Source organism: Pseudomonas sp. P65(2024) (genome assembly GCF_057480955.1).
Genome location: NZ_JBLIYX010000004.1, coordinates 293,674 through 317,474 on the forward strand (window position 1 = coordinate 293,674; position 23,801 = coordinate 317,474).

21 protein-coding genes and 1 pseudogene are annotated in these 23,801 nt (G+C 65.2%); 8 read left to right on the plus strand and 14 right to left on the minus strand.

The genetic code is table 11. The annotated features are described in order from the left end of the window. Positions 1–92: 92 nt before the first annotated feature. Together rho and trxA are read right to left on the minus strand one after the other, a co-directional pair. Positions 93–1,352: a transcription termination factor Rho gene (rho, locus tag AC25MA_RS08825; RefSeq protein ID WP_011536308.1), complete on the minus strand. Its 1,260-nt coding sequence runs from the start codon at positions 1,350–1,352 to the stop codon at positions 93–95. Between the two features lie 309 nt (positions 1,353–1,661). Beyond that, complete coding sequence (trxA, locus tag AC25MA_RS08830) at positions 1,662–1,991, minus strand: thioredoxin TrxA (RefSeq protein ID WP_186594832.1); 330 nt, start codon at positions 1,989–1,991, stop codon at positions 1,662–1,664. 243 nt (positions 1,992–2,234) lie between these two features. Between trxA and ppx the strand changes: the two genes are divergently transcribed. Continuing rightward, positions 2,235–3,737, plus strand: a complete 1,503-nt coding sequence (ppx, locus tag AC25MA_RS08835; protein WP_028689234.1) for an exopolyphosphatase — start codon at positions 2,235–2,237, stop codon at positions 3,735–3,737. Positions 3,738–3,859: 122 nt separating this feature from the next. Here ppx and ppk1 read toward each other — a convergent pair whose 3' ends face one another. Both ppk1 and hemB read right to left on the minus strand, forming a co-directional pair. After that, positions 3,860–6,100 (minus strand): polyphosphate kinase 1, encoded by a 2,241-nt coding sequence (ppk1, locus tag AC25MA_RS08840; RefSeq protein ID WP_486971962.1) that lies wholly within the window; start codon positions 6,098–6,100, stop codon positions 3,860–3,862. A gap of 19 nt (positions 6,101–6,119) precedes the next feature. Continuing rightward, positions 6,120–7,130 carry a porphobilinogen synthase gene (gene hemB, locus AC25MA_RS08845; protein WP_028689236.1) on the minus strand — a complete coding sequence of 337 codons (1,011 nt, stop codon included), beginning with the start codon at positions 7,128–7,130 and terminating at the stop codon, positions 6,120–6,122. Positions 7,131–7,337: 207 nt separating this feature from the next. Here hemB and AC25MA_RS08850 point away from each other — a divergent pair, with 207 nt between their 5' ends. Further along, positions 7,338–7,982 (plus strand): DedA family protein, encoded by a 645-nt coding sequence (locus tag AC25MA_RS08850; RefSeq protein ID WP_186594834.1) that lies wholly within the window; start codon positions 7,338–7,340, stop codon positions 7,980–7,982. A 501-nt stretch (positions 7,983–8,483) separates the two neighbouring features. Here the strand turns inward: AC25MA_RS08850 and AC25MA_RS08855 are convergent. Further along, a pseudogene (locus AC25MA_RS08855) lies at positions 8,484–9,110 on the minus strand (sterol desaturase family protein); the annotation flags it as partial. Positions 9,111–9,223: 113 nt separating this feature from the next. Here AC25MA_RS08855 and elbB point away from each other — a divergent pair. Next, on the plus strand, positions 9,224–9,889 hold the full coding sequence (elbB, locus tag AC25MA_RS08860) for an isoprenoid biosynthesis glyoxalase ElbB (protein ID WP_062362666.1): 666 nt from the start codon (positions 9,224–9,226) through the stop codon (positions 9,887–9,889). Positions 9,890–10,123: 234 nt separating this feature from the next. On the opposite strand, the gene AC25MA_RS08865 is transcribed toward elbB, so the two are convergent. Further along, on the minus strand, positions 10,124–10,576 hold the full coding sequence (locus tag AC25MA_RS08865) for a YaiI/YqxD family protein (RefSeq protein WP_028689239.1): 453 nt from the start codon (positions 10,574–10,576) through the stop codon (positions 10,124–10,126). A 133-nt stretch (positions 10,577–10,709) separates the two neighbouring features. After that, a complete protein-coding gene (locus tag AC25MA_RS08870; protein ID WP_486971963.1) occupies positions 10,710–12,653 on the minus strand; it encodes an FTR1 family protein in 1,944 nt (647 codons plus the stop codon). 291 nt (positions 12,654–12,944) lie between these two features. On the opposite strand from AC25MA_RS08870, the gene AC25MA_RS08875 reads away from it, so the two are divergent. Genes AC25MA_RS08875 through AC25MA_RS08890 form a run of 4 tightly spaced genes read left to right on the plus strand, consistent with a single transcriptional unit; the run spans position 12,945 to position 16,075 of the window. After that, complete coding sequence (locus AC25MA_RS08875) at positions 12,945–14,336, plus strand: COG3014 family protein (protein ID WP_062362660.1); 1,392 nt, start codon at positions 12,945–12,947, stop codon at positions 14,334–14,336. Positions 14,337–14,350: 14 nt separating this feature from the next. Then, positions 14,351–14,719, plus strand: coding sequence for a YcfL family putative periplasmic lipoprotein (locus AC25MA_RS08880; protein WP_028689242.1), 369 nt, complete (start codon positions 14,351–14,353; stop codon positions 14,717–14,719). 21 nt (positions 14,720–14,740) lie between these two features. Then, a complete protein-coding gene (gene lpoB / locus AC25MA_RS08885; RefSeq protein WP_028689243.1) occupies positions 14,741–15,328 on the plus strand; it encodes a penicillin-binding protein activator LpoB in 588 nt (195 codons plus the stop codon). Positions 15,329–15,331: 3 nt separating this feature from the next. Next, on the plus strand, positions 15,332–16,075 hold the full coding sequence (locus tag AC25MA_RS08890; RefSeq protein ID WP_028689244.1) for a hypothetical protein: 744 nt from the start codon (positions 15,332–15,334) through the stop codon (positions 16,073–16,075). A gap of 48 nt (positions 16,076–16,123) precedes the next feature. Here AC25MA_RS08890 and AC25MA_RS08895 read toward each other — a convergent pair whose 3' ends face one another. The 6 genes from AC25MA_RS08895 to AC25MA_RS08920 all read right to left on the minus strand — a co-directional run bounded on the left by AC25MA_RS08895 (position 16,124) and on the right by AC25MA_RS08920 (position 22,150). Further along, positions 16,124–17,542 (minus strand): efflux transporter outer membrane subunit, encoded by a 1,419-nt coding sequence (locus AC25MA_RS08895; protein ID WP_028689245.1) that lies wholly within the window; start codon positions 17,540–17,542, stop codon positions 16,124–16,126. Then, positions 17,539–18,414 (minus strand): efflux RND transporter periplasmic adaptor subunit, encoded by an 876-nt coding sequence (locus AC25MA_RS08900; protein ID WP_028689246.1) that lies wholly within the window; start codon positions 18,412–18,414, stop codon positions 17,539–17,541. Before AC25MA_RS08900 ends, AC25MA_RS08895 begins: the two co-directional genes overlap by 4 nt. After that, a complete protein-coding gene (locus AC25MA_RS08905; protein WP_016392395.1) occupies positions 18,411–18,623 on the minus strand; it encodes a DUF1656 domain-containing protein in 213 nt (70 codons plus the stop codon). The genes AC25MA_RS08900 and AC25MA_RS08905 overlap by 4 nt, the downstream gene beginning before the upstream one ends. Then, positions 18,620–20,707: an FUSC family protein gene (locus AC25MA_RS08910; RefSeq protein ID WP_207852045.1), complete on the minus strand. Its 2,088-nt coding sequence runs from the start codon at positions 20,705–20,707 to the stop codon at positions 18,620–18,622. The genes AC25MA_RS08905 and AC25MA_RS08910 overlap by 4 nt, the downstream gene beginning before the upstream one ends. Further along, the gene (locus AC25MA_RS08915) at positions 20,704–21,141 is read right to left on the minus strand and encodes a MarR family winged helix-turn-helix transcriptional regulator (protein WP_028689248.1); all 438 of its coding nucleotides are present in this window, start codon (positions 21,139–21,141) and stop codon (positions 20,704–20,706) included. The genes AC25MA_RS08910 and AC25MA_RS08915 overlap by 4 nt, the downstream gene beginning before the upstream one ends. Positions 21,142–21,337: 196 nt before the next feature. Further along, complete coding sequence (locus AC25MA_RS08920; RefSeq protein WP_062362652.1) at positions 21,338–22,150, minus strand: tetratricopeptide repeat protein; 813 nt, start codon at positions 22,148–22,150, stop codon at positions 21,338–21,340. A 206-nt stretch (positions 22,151–22,356) separates the two neighbouring features. Between AC25MA_RS08920 and AC25MA_RS08925 the strand changes: the two genes are divergently transcribed. After that, positions 22,357–22,914 (plus strand): WYL domain-containing protein, encoded by a 558-nt coding sequence (locus tag AC25MA_RS08925; RefSeq protein WP_028689250.1) that lies wholly within the window; start codon positions 22,357–22,359, stop codon positions 22,912–22,914. A 12-nt stretch (positions 22,915–22,926) separates the two neighbouring features. Here AC25MA_RS08925 and AC25MA_RS08930 read toward each other — a convergent pair whose 3' ends face one another. Continuing rightward, the gene (locus tag AC25MA_RS08930; protein WP_062362650.1) at positions 22,927–23,790 is read right to left on the minus strand and encodes an ABC transporter permease; all 864 of its coding nucleotides are present in this window, start codon (positions 23,788–23,790) and stop codon (positions 22,927–22,929) included. Positions 23,791–23,801 lie beyond the last annotated feature (11 nt).

Below are 23,801 nucleotides of genomic sequence, written 5' to 3' on the forward strand. Positions count from 1 at the left end.
CCGCTCCTACAGGCGAATGAGTAATCCTGTAGGAGCAGCCTTGTGTCGCGATGGGCTGCGGAGCAGCCCCAATCAGTTCCAGCCTGAAACGCTTACTTGCGCTTCATCGACAGGAAGAACTCATCGTTGGTCTTGGTCTGCTTGAGCTTGTCGACCAGGAACTCGATGGCGGCGATCTCGTCCATCGGGTGCAGCAACTTGCGCAGGATCCACATGCGCTGCAGTTCGTCGTCGGCGGTCAGCAGCTCTTCGCGACGGGTACCGGACTTGTTGATGTTGATGGCCGGGAACACACGCTTCTCGGCAATACGACGGTCCAGGGGCAGCTCCATGTTGCCGGTACCCTTGAACTCTTCGTAGATCACTTCGTCCATCTTCGAGCCGGTCTCGACCAGCGCGGTGGCGATGATGGTCAGCGAACCGCCTTCCTCGATGTTACGCGCGGCACCGAAGAAACGCTTCGGCTTCTCCAGGGCGTGGGCGTCGACACCACCGGTCAGCACCTTGCCGGAGCTCGGGATCACGGTGTTGTAGGCACGGGCCAGACGGGTGATCGAATCGAGCAGGATGACCACGTCCTTCTTGTGCTCGACCAGGCGCTTGGCCTTCTCGATGACCATTTCGGCGACCTGCACGTGGCGGGTCGGCGGCTCGTCGAAGGTCGAGGCGACCACTTCGCCGCGCACGGTGCGCTGCATCTCGGTGACTTCTTCCGGGCGCTCGTCGATCAGCAGGACGATCAGGTGGCACTCGGGGTTGTTACGGGTGATGTTGGCCGCGATGTTCTGCAGCATGATGGTCTTGCCCGCTTTCGGCGGGGCGACGATCAGGCCGCGCTGGCCTTTGCCGATCGGGGCGCACAGGTCGATGACGCGACCGGTGAGGTCTTCGGTGGAACCGTTGCCGGCTTCCATCTTCAGCCGCTTGTTGGGGAACAGCGGCGTCAGGTTCTCGAAGAGAATCTTGTTCTTCGCGTTCTCCGGACGGTCGAAGTTGATGGTATCGACCTTCAGCAGCGCGAAGTAACGCTCGCCTTCCTTCGGTGGACGGATCTTGCCGACGATGGTGTCGCCGGTGCGCAGGTTGAAGCGACGGATCTGGCTGGGCGAAACGTAGATGTCGTCAGGGCCGGCCAGGTAAGAGGCATCCGCCGAACGCAGGAAACCGAAACCATCCTGGAGAATCTCCAGCACGCCGTCACCCGAGATCTCTTCGCCGCTTTTCGCATGCTTTTTCAGCAGGGCGAAAATCACGTCCTGTTTGCGCGAACGGGCCATGTTTTCGATGCCCATCTGTTCGGCCATTTCCAAAAGATCGGTAATCGGCTTTTGCTTGAGTTCTGTCAGGTTCATAAGGGGAGTGACGTAATCATGTAAGGAAGGGAGAAATTAAGCGTTGGCTTAATGAGGCCGCGCCGCTAGATGGCGACAGGATCGCGTACTGATTCGAATTAGGGATGCTTCGGCGACGGCGTGCAGAGGGCACTGGAGAAGCAGTGCGAGGCCGAATGTAACACTTGCTTTTTTCGACGTCTAGTGGTTTTGGCCACCGATTTCCGGGGCTATCCGCCTGGATGGGCGCAATAGCGAGGCTCGCCGGCCCTCACGGAAAATGCCTACAGCAGATAAAGAAAAGCCCCGCATTTGCGGGGCTTCATCACATCACAGGCTGGCGTCGAGGAACGCCTTGAGCTGCGATTTGGACAGCGCGCCGACCTTGGTCGCCTCGACGTTGCCGTTCTTGAACAGCATCAGCGTCGGGATGCCACGCACGCCGTGCTTGGCCGGGGTCTCGGCGTTTTCGTCGATGTTCAGCTTGGCGATGGTCACCTTGCCCTTGTATTCAGTGGCGATGTCGTCCAGTACCGGAGCGATCATCTTGCATGGGCCGCACCATTCAGCCCAGTAGTCGACCAGCACCGCGCCTTCAGCCTTGAGTACGTCGGCTTCGAAGCTGGCGTCGGTGACATGTTTGATAAGATCGCTGCTCATGGATATCTCCAGGTCGTAAGCACAAAAAACGTTGCCCATCATAGCCGCACCCAGGCGCGACAGGAAGCCACGGACGATTGAGTCTAACTATAGTTGTGCAAGACGCCACGAATCGAAACTGTCATGTCACGGTCATAACATTGCTATGACATTGCCATGCATCAAGCCTTGCCGTGCCGCTCGTTGGCGTATGCCCGCGATCGTGGCACGATTGCCGGGTTAACGACCGAGAACCTCCAGACCATGCCGCAAACCACCGCGAAGAACCTGTCTCTGATTGCCGCCATCGACCTGGGCTCCAACAGCTTCCACATGGTCGTGGCCAAGGCCCATCACACGGAAATCCGCATCCTCGAAAGGCTTGGAGAAAAGGTTCAGCTCGCCGCCGGCATCGACGATGAGCGCAAGCTCAGCGAAGAAGCCATGCAACGCGGCCTGGAATGCCTCAAGCGCTTCGCCCAGCTGATCAACGGCATGCCCCAGGGCTCGGTGCGCATCGTCGGCACCAACGCCCTGCGCGAAGCGCGCAACCGCAACGAATTCATCCTGCGCGCCGAAGCCATCCTCGGCCACCCGGTCGAGGTCATCTCCGGCCGCGAAGAGGCCCGCCTGATCTACCTGGGCGTGTCCCACACCCTGGCCGATACCCCCGGCAAGCGCCTGGTCGCCGACATCGGCGGCGGCAGCACCGAGTTCATCATCGGCCAGCGTTTCGAGCCGCTGCTACGCGAAAGCCTGCAGATGGGCTGCGTGAGCTTCACCCAGCGCTACTTCCGCGACGGCAAGATCACCCCGGCGCGCTACGCCCAGGCCTACACCGCCGCGCGCCTGGAGCTGATGAGCATCGAGAACGCCCTGCACCGCCTGACGTGGGACGAGGCCATTGGCTCGTCCGGGACCATCCGCGCCATCGCCGCGGCGATCAAGGCCATCGGCCAGGGCAGCGGCGAGGTCAACGCCGAGGGGCTGGCGGCGGTCAAACGCAAGTTGTTCAAGCTCGGCGAGACCGACAAGATCGACTTCGAAGGGGTCAAGCCCGATCGGCGGACCATCTTCCCGGCGGGCCTGGCCATCCTCGAGGCGATCTTCGACGCCCTCGAGCTGCAGCGCATGGACCACTGCGACGGCGCCTTGCGCGAAGGCGTGCTGTTCGACCTGCTGGGCCGCCATCACCACGAGGACGTGCGTGAACGCACCCTGAACTCGCTGATGGAGCGCTACCACGTCGACCAGGGCCAGGCCGCGCGCGTGGAGCGCAAGGCGCTGCACGCCTTCGACCAAGTGGCCGCAGCGTGGGACCTGGAGGAGGGCAACTGGCGCGATCTGCTGGGATGGGCGGCGAAAATCCATGAAATCGGGCTGGATATTGCCCACTATCACTACCACAAGCACGGTGCCTACCTGATCGAGCACTCGGACCTGTCGGGCTTTTCTCGCGAAGACCAGCAGATGATGGCCCTGCTGGTACGTGGCCACCGTCGCAACATTCCCAAGGACAAGTTTGCCGAGTTCGGCGACGAAGGCGTCAAGCTGATCCGCCTGTGCGTACTGCTGCGCTTCGCCATTCTGTTCCACCATATCCGCGGCACCCAGCAGATGCCCAAAGTGGAGCTGCAAGCCGGCGACAACAGCCTGGAGGTGGTCTTCCCGGGCGGCTGGCTGGAGCAGAACCAGCTGACCCAGGCCGATTTCGCCAACGAGGCGGAGTGGCTGGCGCGGGTCAATTTCGTGCTTAGCGTGCGCTGAAAGTCCATGGGGGCGCGTTGCGCCCCTTTCGCGACACAAGGCCGTCCCCACAGGGAAATGCGATCACCTGTGGGAGCGGCCTTGTGTCGCGAAAGGGCCGCAAAGCGGCCCTAGCAATCCAACTAGCGTACGTTGAGCACCGGATTGCTCAGCCGCTCCAGCAGCGTCGACTGGGCACTGCGCGGGTTCTGGTTGCCGGTCGGCGTGCTGCGCACGTAGCGCCCGTCCGGCTGCAGGGTCCAGGCCTGGGTGTTGTCGGTCAGGTACCCCTCCAGCTCCTTCTTCACCCGCAGCAGCAGCTTCTTGCCCTCCACCGGGAAGCAGGTCTCGACGCGCTTGTCGAGGTTGCGCTCCATCCAGTCGGCACTGGACAGGTAGATCTGCTCCTCGCCGCCATTGAGGAAGTAGAACACCCGGGTGTGCTCGAGGAAGCGGCCGATGATCGAGCGCACATGGATGTTGTGCGATACCCCCGGGATGCCCGGGCGCAGGCAGCACATGCCGCGCACCACCAGGTCGATGCGCACGCCCGACTGACTGGCCTTGTACAGCGCCTTGATGATCTTCGCGTCGGTCAACGAGTTGAACTTGGCGATGATGTGCGCCGGCTTGCCTTCCAGGGCGAACTGGGTCTCCCGCGCGATCATGTCGAGCATGCCCTTCTTCAGGGTGAAGGGCGCGTGCAACAGCTTCTTCATGCGCAGGGTCTTGCCCATGCCGATCAGCTGGCTGAACAGCTTGCCGACGTCCTCGGTGAGGGCGTCGTCAGAGGTCAGCAGGCTGTAGTCGGTGTACAGGCGGGCGTTGCCGGCGTGGTAGTTGCCGGTGCCCAGGTGCGCGTAACGAACGATCTCGCCTTGCTCGCGGCGCAGGATCAGCATCATCTTGGCGTGGGTCTTGAAACCGACCACGCCGTAGATCACCACCGCGCCGGCGGCCTGCAGGCGGCTGGCCATCTGCAGGTTGGACTCTTCGTCGAAGCGCGCGCGCAGTTCGATCACCGCGGTGACCTCCTTGCCGTTACGCGCCGCGTCCACCAAGGCGTCGACGATTTCCGAGTTGGCGCCCGAGCGGTACAGGGTCTGGCGCACGGCGAGTACGTGCGGGTCCTTGGCGGCCTGGCGCAGCAGGTCGATCACCGGGGTGAACGACTCGAACGGGTGCATCAGCAGCACGTCCTGCTTGCCGATCACGCTGAAGATGTTGTCGGCGTTCTGCAGCAGCTTGGGGATCGCCGGGGTGAACGGCGTGTACTGCAGCTCCGGGTGGCTGTCGAGGCCAGTGATGCTGAACAGGCGGGTCAGGTTGACCGGACCGTTGACCTGGTACAGCTCGCTCTCGCTCAGGCTGAACTGCTTGAGCAGGTAGTCGGAAAGGTGTTTCGGGCAGGTGTCGGCCACCTCGAGGCGCACGGCATCGCCGTAGCGGCGCGAGAACAGTTCGCCGCGCAGGGCGCGGGCCAGGTCGTCGACCTCTTCCGAATCCAGCGCCAGGTCGGCGTTACGGGTCAGGCGGAACTGGTAGCAGCCCTTGACCTTCATGCCCTGGAACAGGTCATCGGCGTGGGCGTGAATCATCGACGACAGGAACACATAGTTGTCGCCCGGGCCACCGACCTCTTCCGGCACACGGATGACCCGCGGCAGCAGGCGCGGCGCCGGAATGATCGCCAGGCCCGAGTCGCGACCGAAGGCATCGACCCCCTCGAGCTCGACGATGAAGTTCAGGCTCTTGTTCACCAGCAGCGGGAACGGGTGGGTCGGGTCGAGGCCGATCGGGGTGATGATCGGTGCGATCTCGTCGCGGAAGTAACGGCGCACCCAGGTCTTGAGCTTGGGCGTCCAGTAGCGGCGGCGGATGAAGCGGATGGCGTGCTTCTCCAGCTCCGGCAGCAGCACGTCGTTGAGGATCGCGTACTGGCGATCCACCTCCAGGTGCACCAGCTCGCTGATGCGCGCCAGCGCCTGGTGCGGCTGCAGGCCGTCGGCGCCGGCCTGTTCGCGGGCGAAGTTGATCTGCTTCTTCAGGCCCGCCACGCGGATCTCGAAGAACTCGTCGAGGTTGCTGGAGAAGATCAGCAGGAACTTCAGGCGCTCAAGCAGCGGGTACGATTCGTCCAGCGCCTGCTCCAGCACGCGGATGTTGAACTGCAGTTGCGAGAGCTCGCGATGAATGTACAGGCTGCTGTCGTCCAGGCTCGGCACGGCGATCGCAGGGGCCGGCGCAGGCGCGGGTGCCGGGGCGGCTTCGACAATTGCTTCCGGCTCCGCTACCGCTGGCAAATCGGGCGGGGTCTGCACCATCTCTTCGGGCACGGCCTGGGCATCCTTGATCTCGACAGGGGTTAGCACTTCGTTATTCATCTGACGTTCCTGGAGGGCGTTACTGCCCTCTCATCAATTGAGCGGCACGCACGGCGAAATAGGTCAGGATGCCATCAGCGCCTGCCCGTTTGAAAGCGGTGAGGGATTCGAGGATCACGGCCTCGCTCAGCCAGCCGTTCTGGATGGCGGCCATGTGCATGGCGTACTCGCCGCTGACCTGGTAGGCAAAGGTCGGCACCTTGAACTCGGCTTTCACTCGGTGAACGATATCCAGGTACGGCATGCCCGGCTTGACCATGACCATGTCGGCGCCTTCGGCGAGGTCGGTGGCCACTTCGTGCAGGGCTTCGTCGCTGTTGGCCGGGTCCATCTGGTAGGAAGCCTTGTTGGCCTTGCCCAGGTTCAGCGCCGAGCCGACCGCGTCGCGGAACGGGCCGTAGTAGGCGCTGGCGTACTTGGCCGAGTAGGCCATGATGCGCACGTTGACGTAGCCGGCTTCTTCCAGGGCCTGGCGGATCGCGCCGAGACGACCGTCCATCATGTCCGACGGGGCCACCACCTGGGCGCCGGCCTCGGCGTGAGACAGCGCCTGGCGGACCAGGGCCTCGACGGTGATGTCGTTCTGCACGTAACCCTCTTCATCGAGGATGCCGTCCTGACCGTGGGTGGTGAACGGGTCCAGAGCCACGTCGGTGATCACCCCCAGCTCCGGGAAGCGGGCACGCAGGGCGCGGGTGGCGCGCTGGGCGATGCCGTCCGGGTTCCAGGCTTCGGCGCCGTCGAGGGACTTTTTCTCGGTCGGGGTCACCGGGAACAGCGCCAGCGCCGGAATACCCAGCTCCACCCAGCCCTGTGCAGCTTCCAGCAGCAGGTCGATCGACAGGCGCTCGACGCCCGGCATGGACGGTACTTCTTCCCGACGGCCCTCGCCGTCCAGCACGAATACCGGAAGAATCAGGTCATCGACGGTCAGGGTGTTTTCGCGAACCAGGCGACGGGAGAACGCGTCCCGGCGGTTGCGACGCAGGCGGGTAGCAGGAAACAGACGGTTGGCGGGGGTAAAGCTCACGGCAGACTCCTGAGCCCGCGCGGGCGGGCAGCGCGACAGTTATAAGCGGCCATTATGACGCCTGTGTTACATCCTTGGGCAACCCTGCGACTTGTGGCCGCAGCCATTGTCGTTGCAGGGAATCTTCACGTCGAGACACATTTGGACACTTTCCCCAACGCGCCCGAAGGGGTAGGCTGCGCGTTCATTTCGCCAGCACGCCAGAAAATGCTTCAACAATTCCTGAACGATTTCGGCTACTTTGCCCTTTTTCTCGGCACGTTCTTCGAGGGCGAGACCATCCTGGTGCTCGCGGGCTTTCTTGCGTTCCGCGAATACATGGACATCAAGCTGGTGGTCTTGGTGGCCTTCTGCGGCAGCTACGCCGGTGACCAGCTGTGGTACTTCATGGGCCGCCGCCACGGGCGCAAGATCCTCGCCCGCAAGCCGCGCTGGCAGGCCATGGGTGACCGAGCACTGGAGCACATCCGCCGCCATCCGGATATCTGGGTGCTGAGTTTCCGTTTCGTCTACGGCCTGCGCACGGTAATGCCGGTGGCCATCGGCCTGTCCGGCTACCCGCCGCGCCGCTACCTGCTGCTCAACGGCATCGGTGCCGCGGTGTGGGCCCTGGCCCTGGGCCTGGCCGCCTACCACTTCGGCGCCATTCTCGAAGGCATGCTCGGCAGCATCAAGAAATACGAGCTATGGGTGCTCGGCGGCCTGCTGGTGCTGGGCCTGCTGCTCTGGCTGCGCCGGCGTTTTCGCAACCTCCGCGCCGAGCGCCGCGCGGCGGCAGAGGGCCAGGCCGCCGAGGCTGAGCAGGCTGTAAACCAGGAGCAGCAACCAGAACACGGGCGTGACCAGCACTAAGCCAAGCGCGCCGGCCAGATACAGCGCCGGCGCATTCGACAGCAGCCGCACGATCTCCAGGCGCCCCGCCCACGGCCGGTCCTCCAGCGCCACGCCCAACACGAACAGCCCGAACGCCATCACCGTCCAGCCCAGCATCAGGGCCGCGGACGCCACGTGCTCCGCCACCTCCATCAGATAACTGCCCAGCGCCACGTAGACCGCGAACTGCACGGTGACGTAAAGCTGCTGCGCGCCGCCCAGAGGGATCGCGAACTTGCGAAACGCCGCCAGGTCCTGCTTGGGCTGTGGATCAGCGGCGGCCACATCCGCCGGGCGCCAGCCAGTGGGCATGAACCAGATGCGCAACTTGTCCCACCAACTGCCGGCGCGACGAGCGTCGTGCCAGAGCTGGGCGTAGAACTGCACGTTGGCCCACAGCGGGTTCCAGCTGGCCAGCGGCGTGGTTACTCCGAAGATCACAGGCTCGCGTTCGTCCTCCTCCTGGAAGGTGCCGAACAACCGGTCCCAGATTATGAACACGCCGCCGTAGTTGCGATCCAAGTACAAAGGATTCTGCGCATGGTGGACGCGATGGTTGGACGGCGTGATGAAGATCCACTCCAGCCAGCCCAGCTTGGGCACATGGCGGGTGTGCACCCAGAACTGGTACAGCAGGTTCAGCGACGCCACGGTGATGAACACCAGGGGCGGCACGCCCAGCAGCGCCAGCGGCAGGTAGAAGATCCAGGAGAACAGGAAGCCGCTGCTGGTCTGGCGCAGGGCGGTGGTCAGGTTGTACTCCTCGCTCTGGTGATGCACCGAGTGCGCGGCCCACAAGACGTTGCGCTCATGGCCCAGGCGGTGCAGCCAGTAGTAGCAGAGGTCGTAGAGCACGAAGGCGACCACCCACACCCACCAGGCATCGGCCGGCAGCCGCAGCCAAGCCAGGTGTTCCCAGGCCAGGGCATAGGTGACCAGCCCCACCCCTTTGGTCAGCAACCCGGTGCTGGTGGACAGCGCGCCGGTGCTCAGGCTGTTGATCGAGTCGGCGAGCTGGTAATTGCGCCGGCCGCGCACGCGGTCGGCGATCAGCTCCACCGCGATCAGCACGAAGAAGAACGGCACGGCCAGCAGAATCAGGTCCATGAACGGCCACCTCCAAGGTTGTCCACGAAGATTAGGCCCGCCGAAGGGCAAATCCCATGGCTACATCTGCCAAACTAGAGGACATTTAGCGCCTCGACACTGGAGTATTGAGCATGACAAAAAAAGTTGCGGTGATTCTGTCCGGTTGCGGCGTGTACGACGGCGCCGAGATCCACGAAAGCGTGATCACCCTGCTGCGCCTGGACCAGCGTGGCGCCCAGGTGCAGTGCTTCGCGCCGAACATCGCGCAGATGCATGTGATCGACCACCTGACCGGGGAAGAGATGCCCGAATCGCGCAATGTGCTGGTGGAGTCGGCGCGCATTGCCCGTGGCGAGGTGAAGGACATTCGCGAAGCCAAAGCCGAAGACTTCGACGCCCTGATCGTTCCAGGCGGCTTCGGCGCGGCCAAGAATCTCTCCAACTTTGCCGTCGAAGGCGACAAGTGCAGCGTGCAGCCAGATGTGCTGGCCCTGGCCGAGGCCTTCGCCGAGGCGGGCAAGCCCGTTGGCCTGATCTGCATCTCGCCGGCCCTGGCAGCGAAGATCTACGGGCCGGGCGTGGTCTGCACCATCGGCAACGACGCCGGCACCAGCGCGGCGGTGGTGAAGATGGGCGGCACCCATGAGGAGTGCGATGTGCACGACATTGTCGAGGATACCCAGCGCAAGCTGGTGACCACGCCGGCGTACATGCTGGCCAAGTCGATCAGCGAGGCGGCGGGTGGCATCTACAAGCTGGTGGATCGGGTGCTGGAGCTGACCCACGAGAACGACTGACAGACGCTGGTGCAGGGACATCTGTCTTGTGCTACCCGTACCGGCCTCATCGTCGGCTACAGGTAAAGCACAAGCCCATAGCCGCTGCGGTCCCTGTGGGAGCGGCCTTGTGTCGCGATGGGCTGCGTAGCCGCCCCGGCGATTTTGCATGATGCCAAGATCCTGGGGCCGCTACGCGCCCCATCGCGACACAAGGCCGCTCCTACAGGCTTGGCGGATGCTTCCGGGATAACGTCAGGCTTTGGACAGGCGAGTGAGAATGCGGTCCAGCGCATTGGCGAACGCCTGCTTCTCGCGCTCGCCATAGGGCGCCTGGCCACCGCCAACCTGACCTTGCTCGCGCAGCTCGGTGAACAGGTTGCGTACCGCCAGGCGCTCGCCCATGTTGCGCTCGTCGAACTCGCGACCGCGCGGATCCAGCGCCGCCACGCCCTTCTTGATCAGGCGATCGGCCAGCGGCACGTCGCTGCAGATCACCAGCTCGCCGGGCTCGGCGTTCTCCACCAGGTAGTCATCGGCCGCGTCCATGCCGCTGGGCACCACGATCAGCCGCACGCAGGCGAAGGCCGGCTTGATCTGCGGCTGGCCGGCCACCATCACCACTTCGAGCTTGCGCTTGAGGGCGAACTTGACGATCAGGTCCTTGGCCGCCTTGGGGCAGGCGTCGGCATCGATCCATACACGCATTGCTTTCGTTTCCTCGCATAGCTGGGAGGGCCGCGCCCTCCTTTCGCGACACAAGGCCGCTCCCACAGAGCTGCCAGTATGCCTGTGGAGTGGCCTTACGTCGCGATGGGCCGCATGACGGCCCTGAAGTATCTCAGCTGGCCGCTGTCCGGCGCTTCTCGGCCAGCCGGCTGCGCCCGTAGAGGAACACGATTGCCAGCAACGCCACGACCTGCGCGCCCAGCGAATAGGCATCGGCATGAATCCCCAGCCAGTCGAACTCGAAGAACGCCACCGGCCGCGTTCCCAACACCCCGGCTTCCTGCAGGGCCTTGACGCCATGCCCGGCGAACACCACCGACAGCGCGCACAACAGCGCCGCGTTGATGCTGAAGAACAACGACAGCGGCAGCTTGGCCGAGCCGCGCAGGATCACCCAGGCCAGGCCCACCAGCAGCACCAACGCCGTGGCGCCACCGGCCAGCACCGCCTGATGGCCAGCCGGGCCGGCCTGCAGCCACAGGGTCTCGTAGAACAGGATCACCTCGAACAGCTCGCGGTATACCGAGAAGAACGCCAGCAAGGCAAAGCCGAAGCGCCCGCCGCCAGTGACCAGGCTGCGCTTGATGTAGTCCTGCCAGGCGGCGGCGTGACGTCGATCGTGCATCCACACGCCGAGCCACAGCACCATCACCGCGGCGAACAGCGCCGTACAACCTTCGAGCAGTTCCCGCTGCGCACCGCCGACGTCGATCACATAGGCCGCCAGGGCCCAGGTGGCGAAGCCGGCGACCAGCGCCAGGCCCCAGCCGATATTGACGCTGCGCACCCCCGACTGCTGACCGGTATTGCGCAGGAAGGCCAGGATCGCCGCCAGCACCAGGATCGCCTCCAGGCCCTCGCGCAGCAGGATCAGCAGGCCGGAGACGTAGCTCAACGACCAGCTCAGGCCATCGCTGCCCAGCAGCTTGGAGGCCTGCTCCAGCCTGGCCTTGGCCTCGGCCAGACGCTGTTCGGCCTGGGCCACCGGCAGGCCGTCCTGCAACGACTGACGGTAGGCCATCAGTGACTTTTCCGTGTCCTTGCGGGCGTGGGCGTCGATGTTGTCGAGCGAGCTTTCCACCAGCTCGAAGCCTTCCAGGTAGGCCGCCACCGACAAATCGTAGGCTTGATCGTGGTCGCCGGCGCGGTAGGCCGCCAGGCTCTTGTCCAGGGTACTGGAGGTGTATTCGAGCAACTGCGCCGGGCCACGCTTGACCTGCGGCGGCTGCGCGCGCTGGGCGCGGAACGCGGCCACGGCATCCGCGCCTTCGCTGGCGGCGACTTCGGCCGGAGTCTGCCGGGCCAGGTCGGCGATGTTCCAGGTCTTGTCGCCCTTGGCCGCCTGCGGGTCGGCGGTGAAGCTGGCGATGTAGGCCGCCACGTCCCAGCGCTGGCGCTCGTCGAGTTGTTCGGCGAACGACGGCATCTCGGTGCCTTCAATGCCCAGCCCGAGTGTGTTGTACAGGTCGAACAGGCTCAACTGGTCGAGGCGCCTGGTATCGCGCAGGTCGGCCGGCGCAGGCTCCAGGCCGATGCCGGCCGGGCCGTCGCCCAGGCCGGTGTCACCGTGGCAGATCGCGCAGTTCTGCGCATACAGCGCCGCACCGCGGGCTGGGTCCGGGGTGATCACCGGGGCCTGGCTGACCTCGTAAGCCACTGCCAGACGCGCACCCAGTTGGCGGGCCTGGCGGGCAACAGCGGCGCCGTCCTGACGCTGGTCGATGGCCTCGCGCAGGCTCTGCACACCCTGCTCGAGGGCACCGTGCTCAGCATGCGCGGGCAGGCCCTTGACCAGCTCGGCCAGCACGCCGCTGAACTCCTGCTGCTCGCGGTATTCCCCGTCGTCCACCACCTTGCCGTCGCGTACGGTCGGCGGGTAGTCGGCACCGATGTAATCCAGCAGGTGCAGCGCCTTGGTCGCCTCGGCGGTTGCTTCGGCCAGCGTCGGGGTGCTGCACAGGGCCAGCACCGGGCCAAACAGCAGGGCAGGCAGCCAGGCAAGCAGACGGGAACGGGAAGTCATGGCCAATCTCGACGGAAATACGAAAGAGAACATTGTTCACTTCCACTCTCCCCTGCTCAAGGCTCATGGGCAGATTTCATGAAAAATCTTGAGACAAATTGACGGAATGCACCGACCGGGAATGCATTTTTCCAACTGATGGCATCGGCGCCAAAAATGCGAAGCAATTCGCCATCACCGTACTACTACTTTGGGTATAATCCCGCGCCGCCGTAATAGCCATTAGCAATCAAGGCGCCTCCATCGAGAGGTTCTGGCGATAAAACAGAGGGATCTGCCGCCCCCGCCCACGCGGCCAACCGTTTCAGGGAAAGAAGAAGTCCGATGGTATCCCGCGCCCTCACCCTGGCGACCCTGGTCGCCGCCGTGCAGCTCACCGGCTGCTCGGTGTTCCGCAGCTACGACAGCGAACTGCAGGAGACCAACAAGCAGTTGGCCGCCGGCAACGTCGACGCCGCCCTCGCCCTGCTCGAGAGCAACAACAAGGGCGAGCAGAAAGACCTGCTCTACTACTTCGAAAAAGGCGAGCTGCTGCGCTCCAAGGGTGACCTCAAGGGCAGCCAGGACGCCTGGCGCTCGGCCGACAGCGTGGTGTTCCAGTGGGAAGAGTCGGTCAAGCTCGACACCGACAAGTACCTGAGCCAGTTCGGCAGCTACCTGGTCAACGACAAGGTTCGCCGCTACGAAGGCTATGACTACGAAAAAGTCATGCTGACCACGCAGATGGCCCTGAACCTGTTGGCACAGAACGATTTCGACGGCGCCCGCACCGAGATCAAGAAGACCCACGAGCGTGAGGCGATCATCGCCGAGCTGCGCGACAAGGAATACCTCAAGCGCGAGGAAGAGGCCGAGAAGGAAGGCATCAAGACCGAGTACAAGGACCTGCAGGGTTACCCGGTCGCCAGCCTCGACGCCCCAGAGGTGGTCGGCCTGAAGAACAGCTACCAGAGCGCCTTCAGCCATTACCTGTCCGGCTATGTCTACGAGGCCCTCGGCGAGAAGGGCCTGGCCGCGCCGGGCTACCGCAAGGCCGCCGAGCTGCGCCCGAACACGCCGCTGCTCGACCAGGCGCTGCTCGACCTGGACAAGAACAGCGCCAAGGCCGGCGAAAGCGATGTGCTGATCGTGGTGCAGACCGGCCTGGCCCCGGCCCGTGACTCGATCCGCATTCCCCTGCCGCTGCCGATCCAGGACAACCTGGTGATCACCCCGCTGTCCTTCCCGATCATCAAGGAAGACACCTCGACCGCGCACCTGGGCGAGATCCAGCTCAACGACAAGGCCCTGGCCCTGACCGCGCTCAACAGCACCACGGCCATGTCGCGCCGCGCCCTGCGCGACGACATGCCGGGCATCATCCTGCGCACCAGCGTGCGCGCCATCAGCCGCGGCGTGGCGCAGAAGAACCTGAACAAGACCAACCCGATGGCCGGGCTGGTGGTGGGCATCGCCTCCACCGTGCTGGAAGGCGCCGATACCCGCACCTGGCGCACCCTGCCCGACGAAACCCAGGTGGCCCGCGTACGCCTCAAGCCAGGCGAACACCACCTGAGCCTGCCGTCGAGCCTCGGCGGCACCCAGGTCACCGTGAAGGTCGATCGCCCCTACCAGGTGGTCACCCTGCGCGTGGTCGGCAATCGCGTATTCGCTGGCGGCCCGGCCGTCGTCGTCGCACCGCAGGCCGCAGCCACCGCTGTCGCCAGCCTCAAGTAACCCAAGGATCGAACATGCGCAGAACATGCCTCGCACTGGCCGCCGTCGCCCTCCTGGCCGGCTGCGCCACCCCGCCCCCAGCCCCTGGCAGCGCCGCCAGCAAGGTGGTGACCATGGGCCAGCTGGATGACATCGAAGTCGGCCAGATGCGCGTCGCCCGCGAGAACGGCTACCTCACAGTCAACGTGGCGCTGACCAACACCAGCCGCAGCAACCAGACACTCTTCTACCGCTTCGCCTGGCTGGGCAGCGACGGTTTCCCGGTGGCCGACGAGGAGAGCTGGAAAGCCCTGCCGTTGTACGGCAAGCAGGCCAAGTTCCTGCCCGCCATCGCCCCGAGCCCCGCTGCCCGCGACTTCCGCCTCGAAGTCCACACCCGGTAATCCCTTTCAGGAGCACGTTCCATGTTTGCACGCCTTTCCCTCGCCGCCATCGCCATTGCCCTGGTCAGCGGTTGCAGCACCCCGTCGCCGGTACTCGGCGGCAAGAACATCAGCTACGGCGACAGCAAGGCCGTCGAGCTGGTGACCAACGAGTTCGGCTCCACCGACCTGCAGATGATCGCCGAGAGCATGACCCGGTCCCTGGCCCAGTCCGGCGTGCTGCACGGCCGCCCGGTGGTGCAGGTGTACGACGTCAAGAACAAGACCAGCGAGTACATCGATACCCGCGAGATCACCACCTCCATCAAGACCCAGCTGATGAAGTCCGGCGCCGCCCGCTTCGCCAGCGACAACACCGACATGCAGAGCCAGGTCGACCAGCTCAAGCTGCAGAACCAGAGCGGTCTGTACAAGAAGAAGACCGTGGCCAAGACCGGCAACATGATCGCCGCCAAGTACCGTCTGGAAGGCTCGATCAGCTCGATCGTCAAGCGCAGCAGCGACTACAAGGACGTGTTCTACAAGTTCAGCCTGCAGCTGATCGACGTGGAAAGCGGCCTGGCCGAGTGGATGGACGAAAAAGAAATCCGCAAGACCACGGAGCGCTGATCGATGCGTGCATGGATGGCAATCATCGGCCTGGCCTGCGCCTTCGGCGCGCAGGCGGCCCCCAAGGTGGCGGTGACCGACCTGGCCTACCAGGCGCAGGTGGAGGAATACATCCACACCATCAACGCCCAGAGCAGCGGCCAGGCCGGCATGTATCACGCCAGCGGCCAGTCGAGCTACAGCGAGTACGAGAGCCTTAACAGCTACATCGAGCAGACCGAGCTGCGCAAGTTCGGTGGCGACATCAAGGGTGAGATCCTCAAGACCGGCATGTTCCAGCTGGTCCAGGGCCGTCCTTATACCGCCGACTCGAAGGAAGACGTCTACGACGTGATCCGCCGCATCAAGAATGGCGCGTTCAAGGGTGCCGACTACGTGCTGTTCGGCACCCTGTCGGACATCGACTTCCAGCAGGACATCAACTCGCTGGACCACACCGACAGCTATTCGGCGGTACTGGGCCTGACGGTGGTCGCCGACTTCAGCCTGATCAACACCCGCACCTACGAGATCACCTCGGCGTTCACCGCCATGGGTGAGGGGCAGGACACCAAGCTGGTGAAGGGCCAGGACCGCCGCGTGACGCTGAACCGTCCGCGGGTGGTGCGTGATGTGTCGAAGGCGCTGGGCGAGGATGTGGCGCAGCAGCTGGCCGAGCAGTTGGGCGGTTCGGTGCCTGGGCAGACGAAGCAGCCGCGTGGGCGGGACAACCTGCCGCCGGATGAGCCGGCGCGGGTGCTGAACTAACCTACACAATCCCTGGAGCGGCCTTGTGCCGCTCCTACAGGTGAATCATCAAGGCCTGGCACTGTCCTTCCAGCCGCCACCCAAGGCCAGAAACACCCCTATCTGCCCCATCGCCACCTGGCTGTTGGCCGCCGCCAGCTGCGCCCTTACGTCTGTATAGGTCCGCGTCGCCTGCAGGTCCGCCAGGAACGACTCACGCCCCACCTGGTAACGCAGATGCGTCTGGTCCGCCGACTCCTTGGCCGAACGCTCTGCCTCGGCCAGGGCATCGCGCCGATCCAGCAGCGCGCTGTACTGCGCCAGGCGGGTCTGGGTTTCGCGAATGGCGTTGAGCACCACCCCGTCGAAATGCGCCAATGCCGCCTGGGTCGAGGCTTCGGCCATGCGAATGCGCGCGCGGGTGCCGTTGGTGGGGATGTTCCAGCTTATCTGCGGACCGAAGCCCCAACGGTTGGTGGCCGGCTCGCCGAGGTTCTCGAGGATGCCGATGGTGCCCACCTGGGCGCCGATGCTGATATCCGGGTACAGCGCGCCGGTGGCCACGCCGATGCTGGCGGTGGCCGCCGCCAGCTGGCGCTCGGCCTGACGCACGTCCGGGCGGCGCTTGAGCAGGGCCGCGCCGTCACCGACCGGCACCAGCTGCGACAGGTGGGGCAGTTCGGCGCAATCGGCGGTGCCGGCGGGCAACTGCTCGACCGGCTTGGCCAGTAACGCAGCAAGGGTGTAGAGGCCCGCCTCACGCTCGGCCTTGAAGCGCGGCAGTTCGGCGCGCAGGGACTTGAACTGGGTCTGCGAACGGGTGACCTGGGTCTCGTCGCCACGCCCGGCGTCGCGCAGGCGCTGGGTCAGTTGCACGCTCTGCTGCTGCAGGTCCAGCGACTCTCGGGCGATGTGGTATTCCTCGTTGGCCGAGCACACCTGGGTATAGGCCTTGACCACATCGGCCACCAGGGTGATGCGCGCGGTGTCGGCGGCAGCCTGCACCGCGTCGGCGTTGGCCTTGGCGGCCTCGGTGCCGCGCTTGAAGGTACCCCACAGGTCGAACTGGTAGCTGGCGCTGATGATCGCTTCGCCGATATTGGCCACCGGCACTTTCTCCGGCAGCAGGAACGCTTCGCCGGACTCCTGCAGGCGCTGGGCGCCCAGCTTGACTCCACCGTTGAAGCCCCCCTGGGACTCGGCCACCTCCACCTGGGCGCGGGCCTTGGCGATGTTGGCGGCGGCCACGCGCAGTTCGGTGTTGGCGCTCAGGGCTTGGCGCACCAGCTCGTTGAGCCGTTGATCCTGGTACAACTGCCACCAGTCCTCGGGCACCGGCGCCGAGACCACGCTGTCGGCGTCCTGGCGCAGCGGGCCATTGAGGTCGTCGCGCTGCACGGCGGCGTCCTTGGGCAGCTCGTAGTCAGGGCCGACCATCATGCAGGCCCCCAGGGACAGGCACAGCCCGGCCAGGATCAGCTGTTTCATGGATGCTGGCCCTCGATGATCGACACCGTGGCGGTGCGTCCGGCGATCATGCGGAAGTCTTCCGGCACTTCATCGAAGGCGATGCGCACCGGAATCCGCTGGGCCAGGCGCACCCAGCTGAACGCCGGGTTGACGTTGGGCAGCAGGTTGGCACCGCTGCTGCGGTCGCGGTCTTCGATGCCGGCGGCCAGGCTCTGTACCCGGCCACGCAGTCGGGTGTTGTCGCCCATCACGCGGATCTCCACGGCATCGCCGATATGGATACCGCCCAGCTTGGTCTCTTCGAAGTAACCATCGACATGGTACGAGGCGCTGTCGACCACCGACAGCACCGGACGCCCGGCGCTGACGAACTCGTGGGCACGCGGGGCGCGGTCGTTGAGGTAACCGTCCACCGGGCTGCGCACCACCGAGCGGTCGAGGTTGAGCTGGGCCACATCCACCTGCACCTGGGCCTCGTTCACCGCCGAGCGGGCGCGGGCCTCGCGGGACTGGCTCTCTTCAAGCTGCTCGGCCGCCACCAGGTTGCCCAGCTTGCGGTTGCGCTGCGCCTCGCGGGAGGCCTGGGCCAGAGTTTCCTGGCGCTCGGCCAGGGTCGCCTTGGCCTGGCGCAGGGCCAGGGTGAAGCGGTCCTGGTCGATGGTGAACAGCACGTCACCGCGCTTGATGGTCTGGTTGTCACGCACCTCGACCTTCTGGATCAGCCCGGACACATCCGGGGCGATCTGGATCACGTCGGCACGGATATGCCCATCTCGGGTCCAGGGGGCGAACATGTAGTACACCACCATCTGCCACACGAGCACGGCGGCGAAGGTCACTACCAGCAAGGTCAGGACCACGCGGCCCAGGGTCAGCAAAGGTTTTTTCATGGCAGCATCAGGCTTCGGCAAAAGTGGTCCACCGCGCCAAGCAGCACGGCATAGAGGGCAACGTTGAACAGCGCCCGGTGCCAGACCAGGCGGTAGAAATGCAGGCGCACCAGCACCGCGTGCACCCCGAGGAACAGCAGGTAGGTGCCAAACATCATCACCAGCAGCGTGGGCAGGAACACCCCGCTGATATCCAGTTCACCGATCACAGGGGCGCTCCGTCGAGTCCGGGGGGCAGTTGCGTTTGCTCGGCAGGCTCGAGCATCACTTCCACGCCCGGCAGCAGCGCCAGGCGCAGGCCGCTCAAGGCGTGCAGCAGGTGGGTGCGGGCGTCGCCGCGTTCGTACAATTCGTCCAGGTTCAGCGCCAGGCGCGCACGCTCCATGTTGCGCAGCAGCGCCGCCGGGGCATGCAGGCGCTCGCCGGCACGCAGGCAGGCGGCGTAGTGACTGCCTACCTCCTCGATCACCGTGCGCAGGCGTTCGCGGGCCTCGGCGCCGGCGCGCGGCAGGTAGGCCAGCAGGTCGAGCAGGTTCAGGCCCACGCGCAGGTCGCGCAGGGCCACGCCGCTGTCCTGGCCGGTCTGCGACAGGCGCGGCAGGTGCTGCATCAGGCGGTCGAGCATCTGCACGCCGACCTGGCGGTGCTCGGCCAGGGTGGCCGGCGCGGTCATCTCGACGATGTCGCGCCAGGTGAAGCGGGTCATGCGCTTGGCCGCCAGCTCCACGCCGAACGGGCGCACCACCAGGGTCCAGATGAAGGCGAACAGCAGGCCCACGGGACCGGCCAGGTTGGCGTTGATGAAGGTGAAGAAGTCGGCGTCGTAGGCGCCCTGGATACTGATGAAGGTCGAAGTGTTGACGATGGTCAGCAGGGTACCGAGGTAAAAACGCGGCTGCACGGTCAGGGTGCCGACGCAAATGAACGGCACCGCGAAGGCCAGCACCAGCATCGGAAAGTCGTGCAGGTTGGGCAGTACCAGGAACAGGTACAGGCTGGAGAAGATCACCGACATCAAGGTCCAGAAGAAGAACCGGTAGATCTGCGGCGCCGGGTCGTCCATGGCGGCGAAGAAACTGCACGACACGGCGGCGAGGATCACCGCGCTGGCGCCGTCGTTCCAGCCCAGACCGATCCACAGGCCGCAGGCGACGATGATGGCGGTGACGGTGGAGAACACCGAATAGAGCATCAGGCCACGGTCGAAGAACGGCGTCAGACGGCCCAGGCGCCAGTGACGGTAGACCGCGTGCCAGGGCGTGGCGTCGTCCTTGCGCAGGGCGTGCTGCAAGCTGCAGCAGTCCTGCCAGAGATCGGCCCATTCGGTCAGCCGGTAGAGGGCGTTGGACAACAGCAGTTCGGCGCGCTGGTCGATGGCGGCGGCGCCGGGCTGCAGGCGGTCGATCCGCTCGTGAAGGGCGGTCCAGCGCGCCACCGAGGCGCTGTCGGCAGTGCCCTTGAGCCATTCACGAGCAGCATCGAGTACCGGTTTCAACTGGGCGAACTGGGCCGGGGCGCGGCCCTCGAGGGCGATCAGGGCGTCGTCCAGGGCATCGATCACCGGCAACAGGTGGATCATCCGGCCACGCAGCTCACGGGCATTTTTCAGGGTATGCGGGCCGGCGCCTTCGTGGCCGAGCTGGCCGATCATCAATTCCAGCGAGTTGAAGGTGGCAACCATCGCGCCACGCATGCCGCCGACCTTGTCGGCGCTGGCCTCGCGGGCCAGGTAGGTATCGCTGTAGCGGATCGCCTCGGCGAACCAGTTGCCGGTCGCGCCCACCACCACCGGCGCCAGCCGGCGCGGCCAGAAAATCGCGCCGACCACCGCCGCGCAGACGATGCCCAGGCAGATCTCCTGGGCGCGGGACGAGGCAACGTCGAACACCGCCAGCGGGTTGTCGACCACCGCCAGGGCGATCATCGGCAGGGTATAGCCGGCCAGCATCAGCACGTAGTTGTTGGCCGTGCGCAGGTTCAACGAAAGGAACAGCAAGGTGCCGGTCCACAGGGCGATGGCAATGCTCAGCAGCAGCGGAGACTGCACCAGCGGCGGCACCAGTAGGATCGCTCCGCCGGCGCCCAGCAACGTACCCAGGGCCCGGTAAAGCGCCTTGGAGGTGGTCGGGCCGAGGAACGGGCTGGAGACGATGTACACCGTGGCCATGGCCCAGTAGGGACGCGGCAACTGCATGAGCAAGGCGATGTACAGGGCGATCATCGACGCGGCGAAGGTGCGCACGCCGTAGAACCAGTCGCGGGCCGGGGGCACGGAGCTGAAGAAGCCACTCATGGCATCACGCCCGCGGCTTCGAACGCCTGGATCACCCGCAAGGTGGCGTCCAGGTCGGCCTGGTCGATACCGCCGAGCACCTCACGGCGCAGGCGCACCAGTTCGCCTTCGATGGACTCCGCCAGGGCGCGCCCCTCGACGGTCAGGCTCAGGGCCTTGGCGCGGCGGTCCAGCGGATCCTCGCTGCGGCAGACCAGCCCGGCCTTGCACAGCTGGTCGAGCAGGCGCACCAGCGACGGGCTTTCCAGCCCGGCCGCCTGCGCCACTGCCACCTGATGCACACCGTCGCCCAGGCGCACGATCATCAGCAGCGGCACGGCGCAGGCTTCGGAAATGCCGTAGCCGGTCAGGGCGCCCTGGCAAAGGCGCCGCCAATGACGGGCAGCGACGACCATGCCGCTGCTGATTTTCAGGTGCAGTGCGTCGAGGGACATTTGGGAACCGAAGATATTCATAGTTTGCTAACTATCAATATACGCCCTGCCCTACCCCTGTCGTCAACCAGGGGTGACGGAGGGAAACGATGAAAGGTTGTTCATCTACCCGCGATCTGGCCGGATAACACGATCCCTGGAGCGACCGGTCCGACGCCTCGGCAAGGCCGCTCCAGGGATCGCGCTGAACATTGCCTCACGGCTGGATCTGGTCTTCCAGCTTCATGGTCAGCGCCAGGGTGCTGCCCATCTGGATGGCCTGGTCGCGCCAGCCGAGGTAGCGCGCCGCATCGCGACTGCTGAAATGCACCGCCAACTCCTCGGCCGCCTGCATCACGCCAGTCGCCGCCGCCAGCTCCAGCCAATACAGCCCGGCCTTGGTGTCCGCCTCGACATACACCCCATGCAACAAGCGGTAGCCTACCTCGAAGCGGCAGCGCGTCTCCCCGCGCTGGGCGCCACGCAGGAACCACTGGTACGCCTCGAGCGGGTCGACCTGCCACACCTGGTCGCCCTCGCACACCTCTTCTTCGTACAAATCTCCCAGCGCCGCAGCGGCATGCACCATGCCCCGCTCGAAGGCATGCCGGTAGTATTCGGCCGCGTTGGCATAGGAGACATCCACACCCTTGCCGAAATAATGCTGCTGGCCAAGGTTGAACCAGGCCGCGGCATTGCCCTGCAGCGCGGCCATGCGCAGCAGGTGGCCGGCCAGCACGGTGTCGCCGCGCCAGTACTTGCCGTTGAGCCAGATCCAGCCCAGGTCATTGAGCGCCGCGACATTGCCCAGCAAAGCCTGGCGGCACAGGTCGTGGTAGACCGCCTGCAGGTCGACCGCCTCGTCCAGCCGATCGGACAGGCCGAAACGCTCGCCGCTCAAGGCCTGCTGGCTGGGCATGCCGACCCCGGCGAACAGCCTGTGGCGCTGTCCGGGGCGTGCCGGGGCCGGGACGATCCGCTCGGGGAGAAGCCGGGCGAGCAGCGAATGGATATTGCTGGCGGCAGACATGTTCATCCTCATTGAACGACCCACAGCTCCAACCTCCACTGTGGTGAGGCGTGATTCTGCGCGATGCCACGACAAAACCTGTCGCGAACGAATTGATCCCAGGCAACCAATTGCATCTTCCTTGATCTGAGCACGCTGTGGCCAATTGCCATGCCCTACCCGTGCCGCCATCCTATGCCGGCAAGCCTAGACAAGGACGTTTCCTTTTGCCGTTCGCCACCACCCGCGCCACCCTCAGCCGCCAATGGGCCTTGCTCCGTCAATTGCCCAGCCGCTCCCCCGGGATCACCAGTGCCGAACTGGTGTGGCGCCTGCGTGACGTGGGCTTCACCGTCAGCAAGCGCACGGTCGAGCGCGACCTCAACGAGCTGTCGCTGATCTTCCCGCTGGAGCGCAACGACAAGAGCATCCCGTTCGGCTGGCACTGGTCGGCCAATGCCGGTGGCGAGCTGCGTGGGAATTTCGACCTGCAGGGGTACCTGCGCGGCGATACGCTGCAGCCAGGGCAAGGGGAAGGGGTCGAGTTGCAGGCATGGATCAGCGACCTGCTGGCCCGCCGACTGCGCGAAGCGCCGTTGACTGCCGACATGCAACTGACTGCCCTGGAACAGGGGCACCGGCTGCGGGCGACGGTGGCGGACGGCTGGCCCCTGCGCTGGTGGTTGCTGAGCCAGGGGGATGGGCTGGTGGTGGAAGCGCCGCAGGCGCTGCGCGAGGAGATTGCGCGGACGCTGGACAGCGCTGCGGCGCGGTATCGGAATTGAGCTCCGCGAGCCCTAGCGCTGCATCCCCCACCGCCGCACGGTCAGCCGCTCCAGGGTGTTGAACACCAGCCCCTCCACCAGCAGGCCGATAAGAATTACCACCGCCAATCCGGCGAACACCTTGTCGGTATACAGCTCGTTGCGGTTCTGGAAGATGTACCAACCCAGCCCGCCCTTGCCGCTGCTGGCGCCGAACACCAGCTCGGCGGCGATCAGCGTACGCCAGGCGAAGGCCCAGCCGATCTTCAGCCCCGACAGGATCGACGGCAGCGCCGCCGGCACCAGGATATGCAGCACCAGGCGCAGGCCGCGCAGCCCGTAGTTGCGCCCGGCCATGCGCAGGGTCTCGGACACGCCCAGGAAGCCCGCGTAGGTGTTCAGCGCCAGCGCCCACAGCACCGAGTGCACCAGCACGAAGATCAGGCTGTTGTCGCCCAGGCCGAACCAGAGCAAGGCCAACGGCAGCAGGGCGATGGCCGGCAGCGGGTTGAACATCGAGGTCAGCGTGCCCAGCAGATCGCGCCCCACTTGCGTCGAGACGGCGAGGCTGGTCAGGCCGAAGGCCAGGACGATGCCCAGCACATAGCCTTTGAGCAGCACCACCAGCGATACGCCGACCTTGGCCGGCAGCTCGCCGCTGAGCAGCCCGTCCCACAACGCGCTGGCGGTCTGCAGGAAGCTCGGCAGCAGCAGGTCGTTGCCGGTATAGCGGGCAACGGCCTCCCAGACCAACGCAAGCAGTACCAGGATCACGGCCTTGCGCAGCCAGCCCTGTTGCCACAAGCGTTGCACCAGCGGCAGCTCGCGCTCCAGCGGCACACCCGGCAGGGGTTGCAGCTGCACTTCGTATTCCTGGCGTACAGGTGTCGTCGTCATGCCCTGGCTCC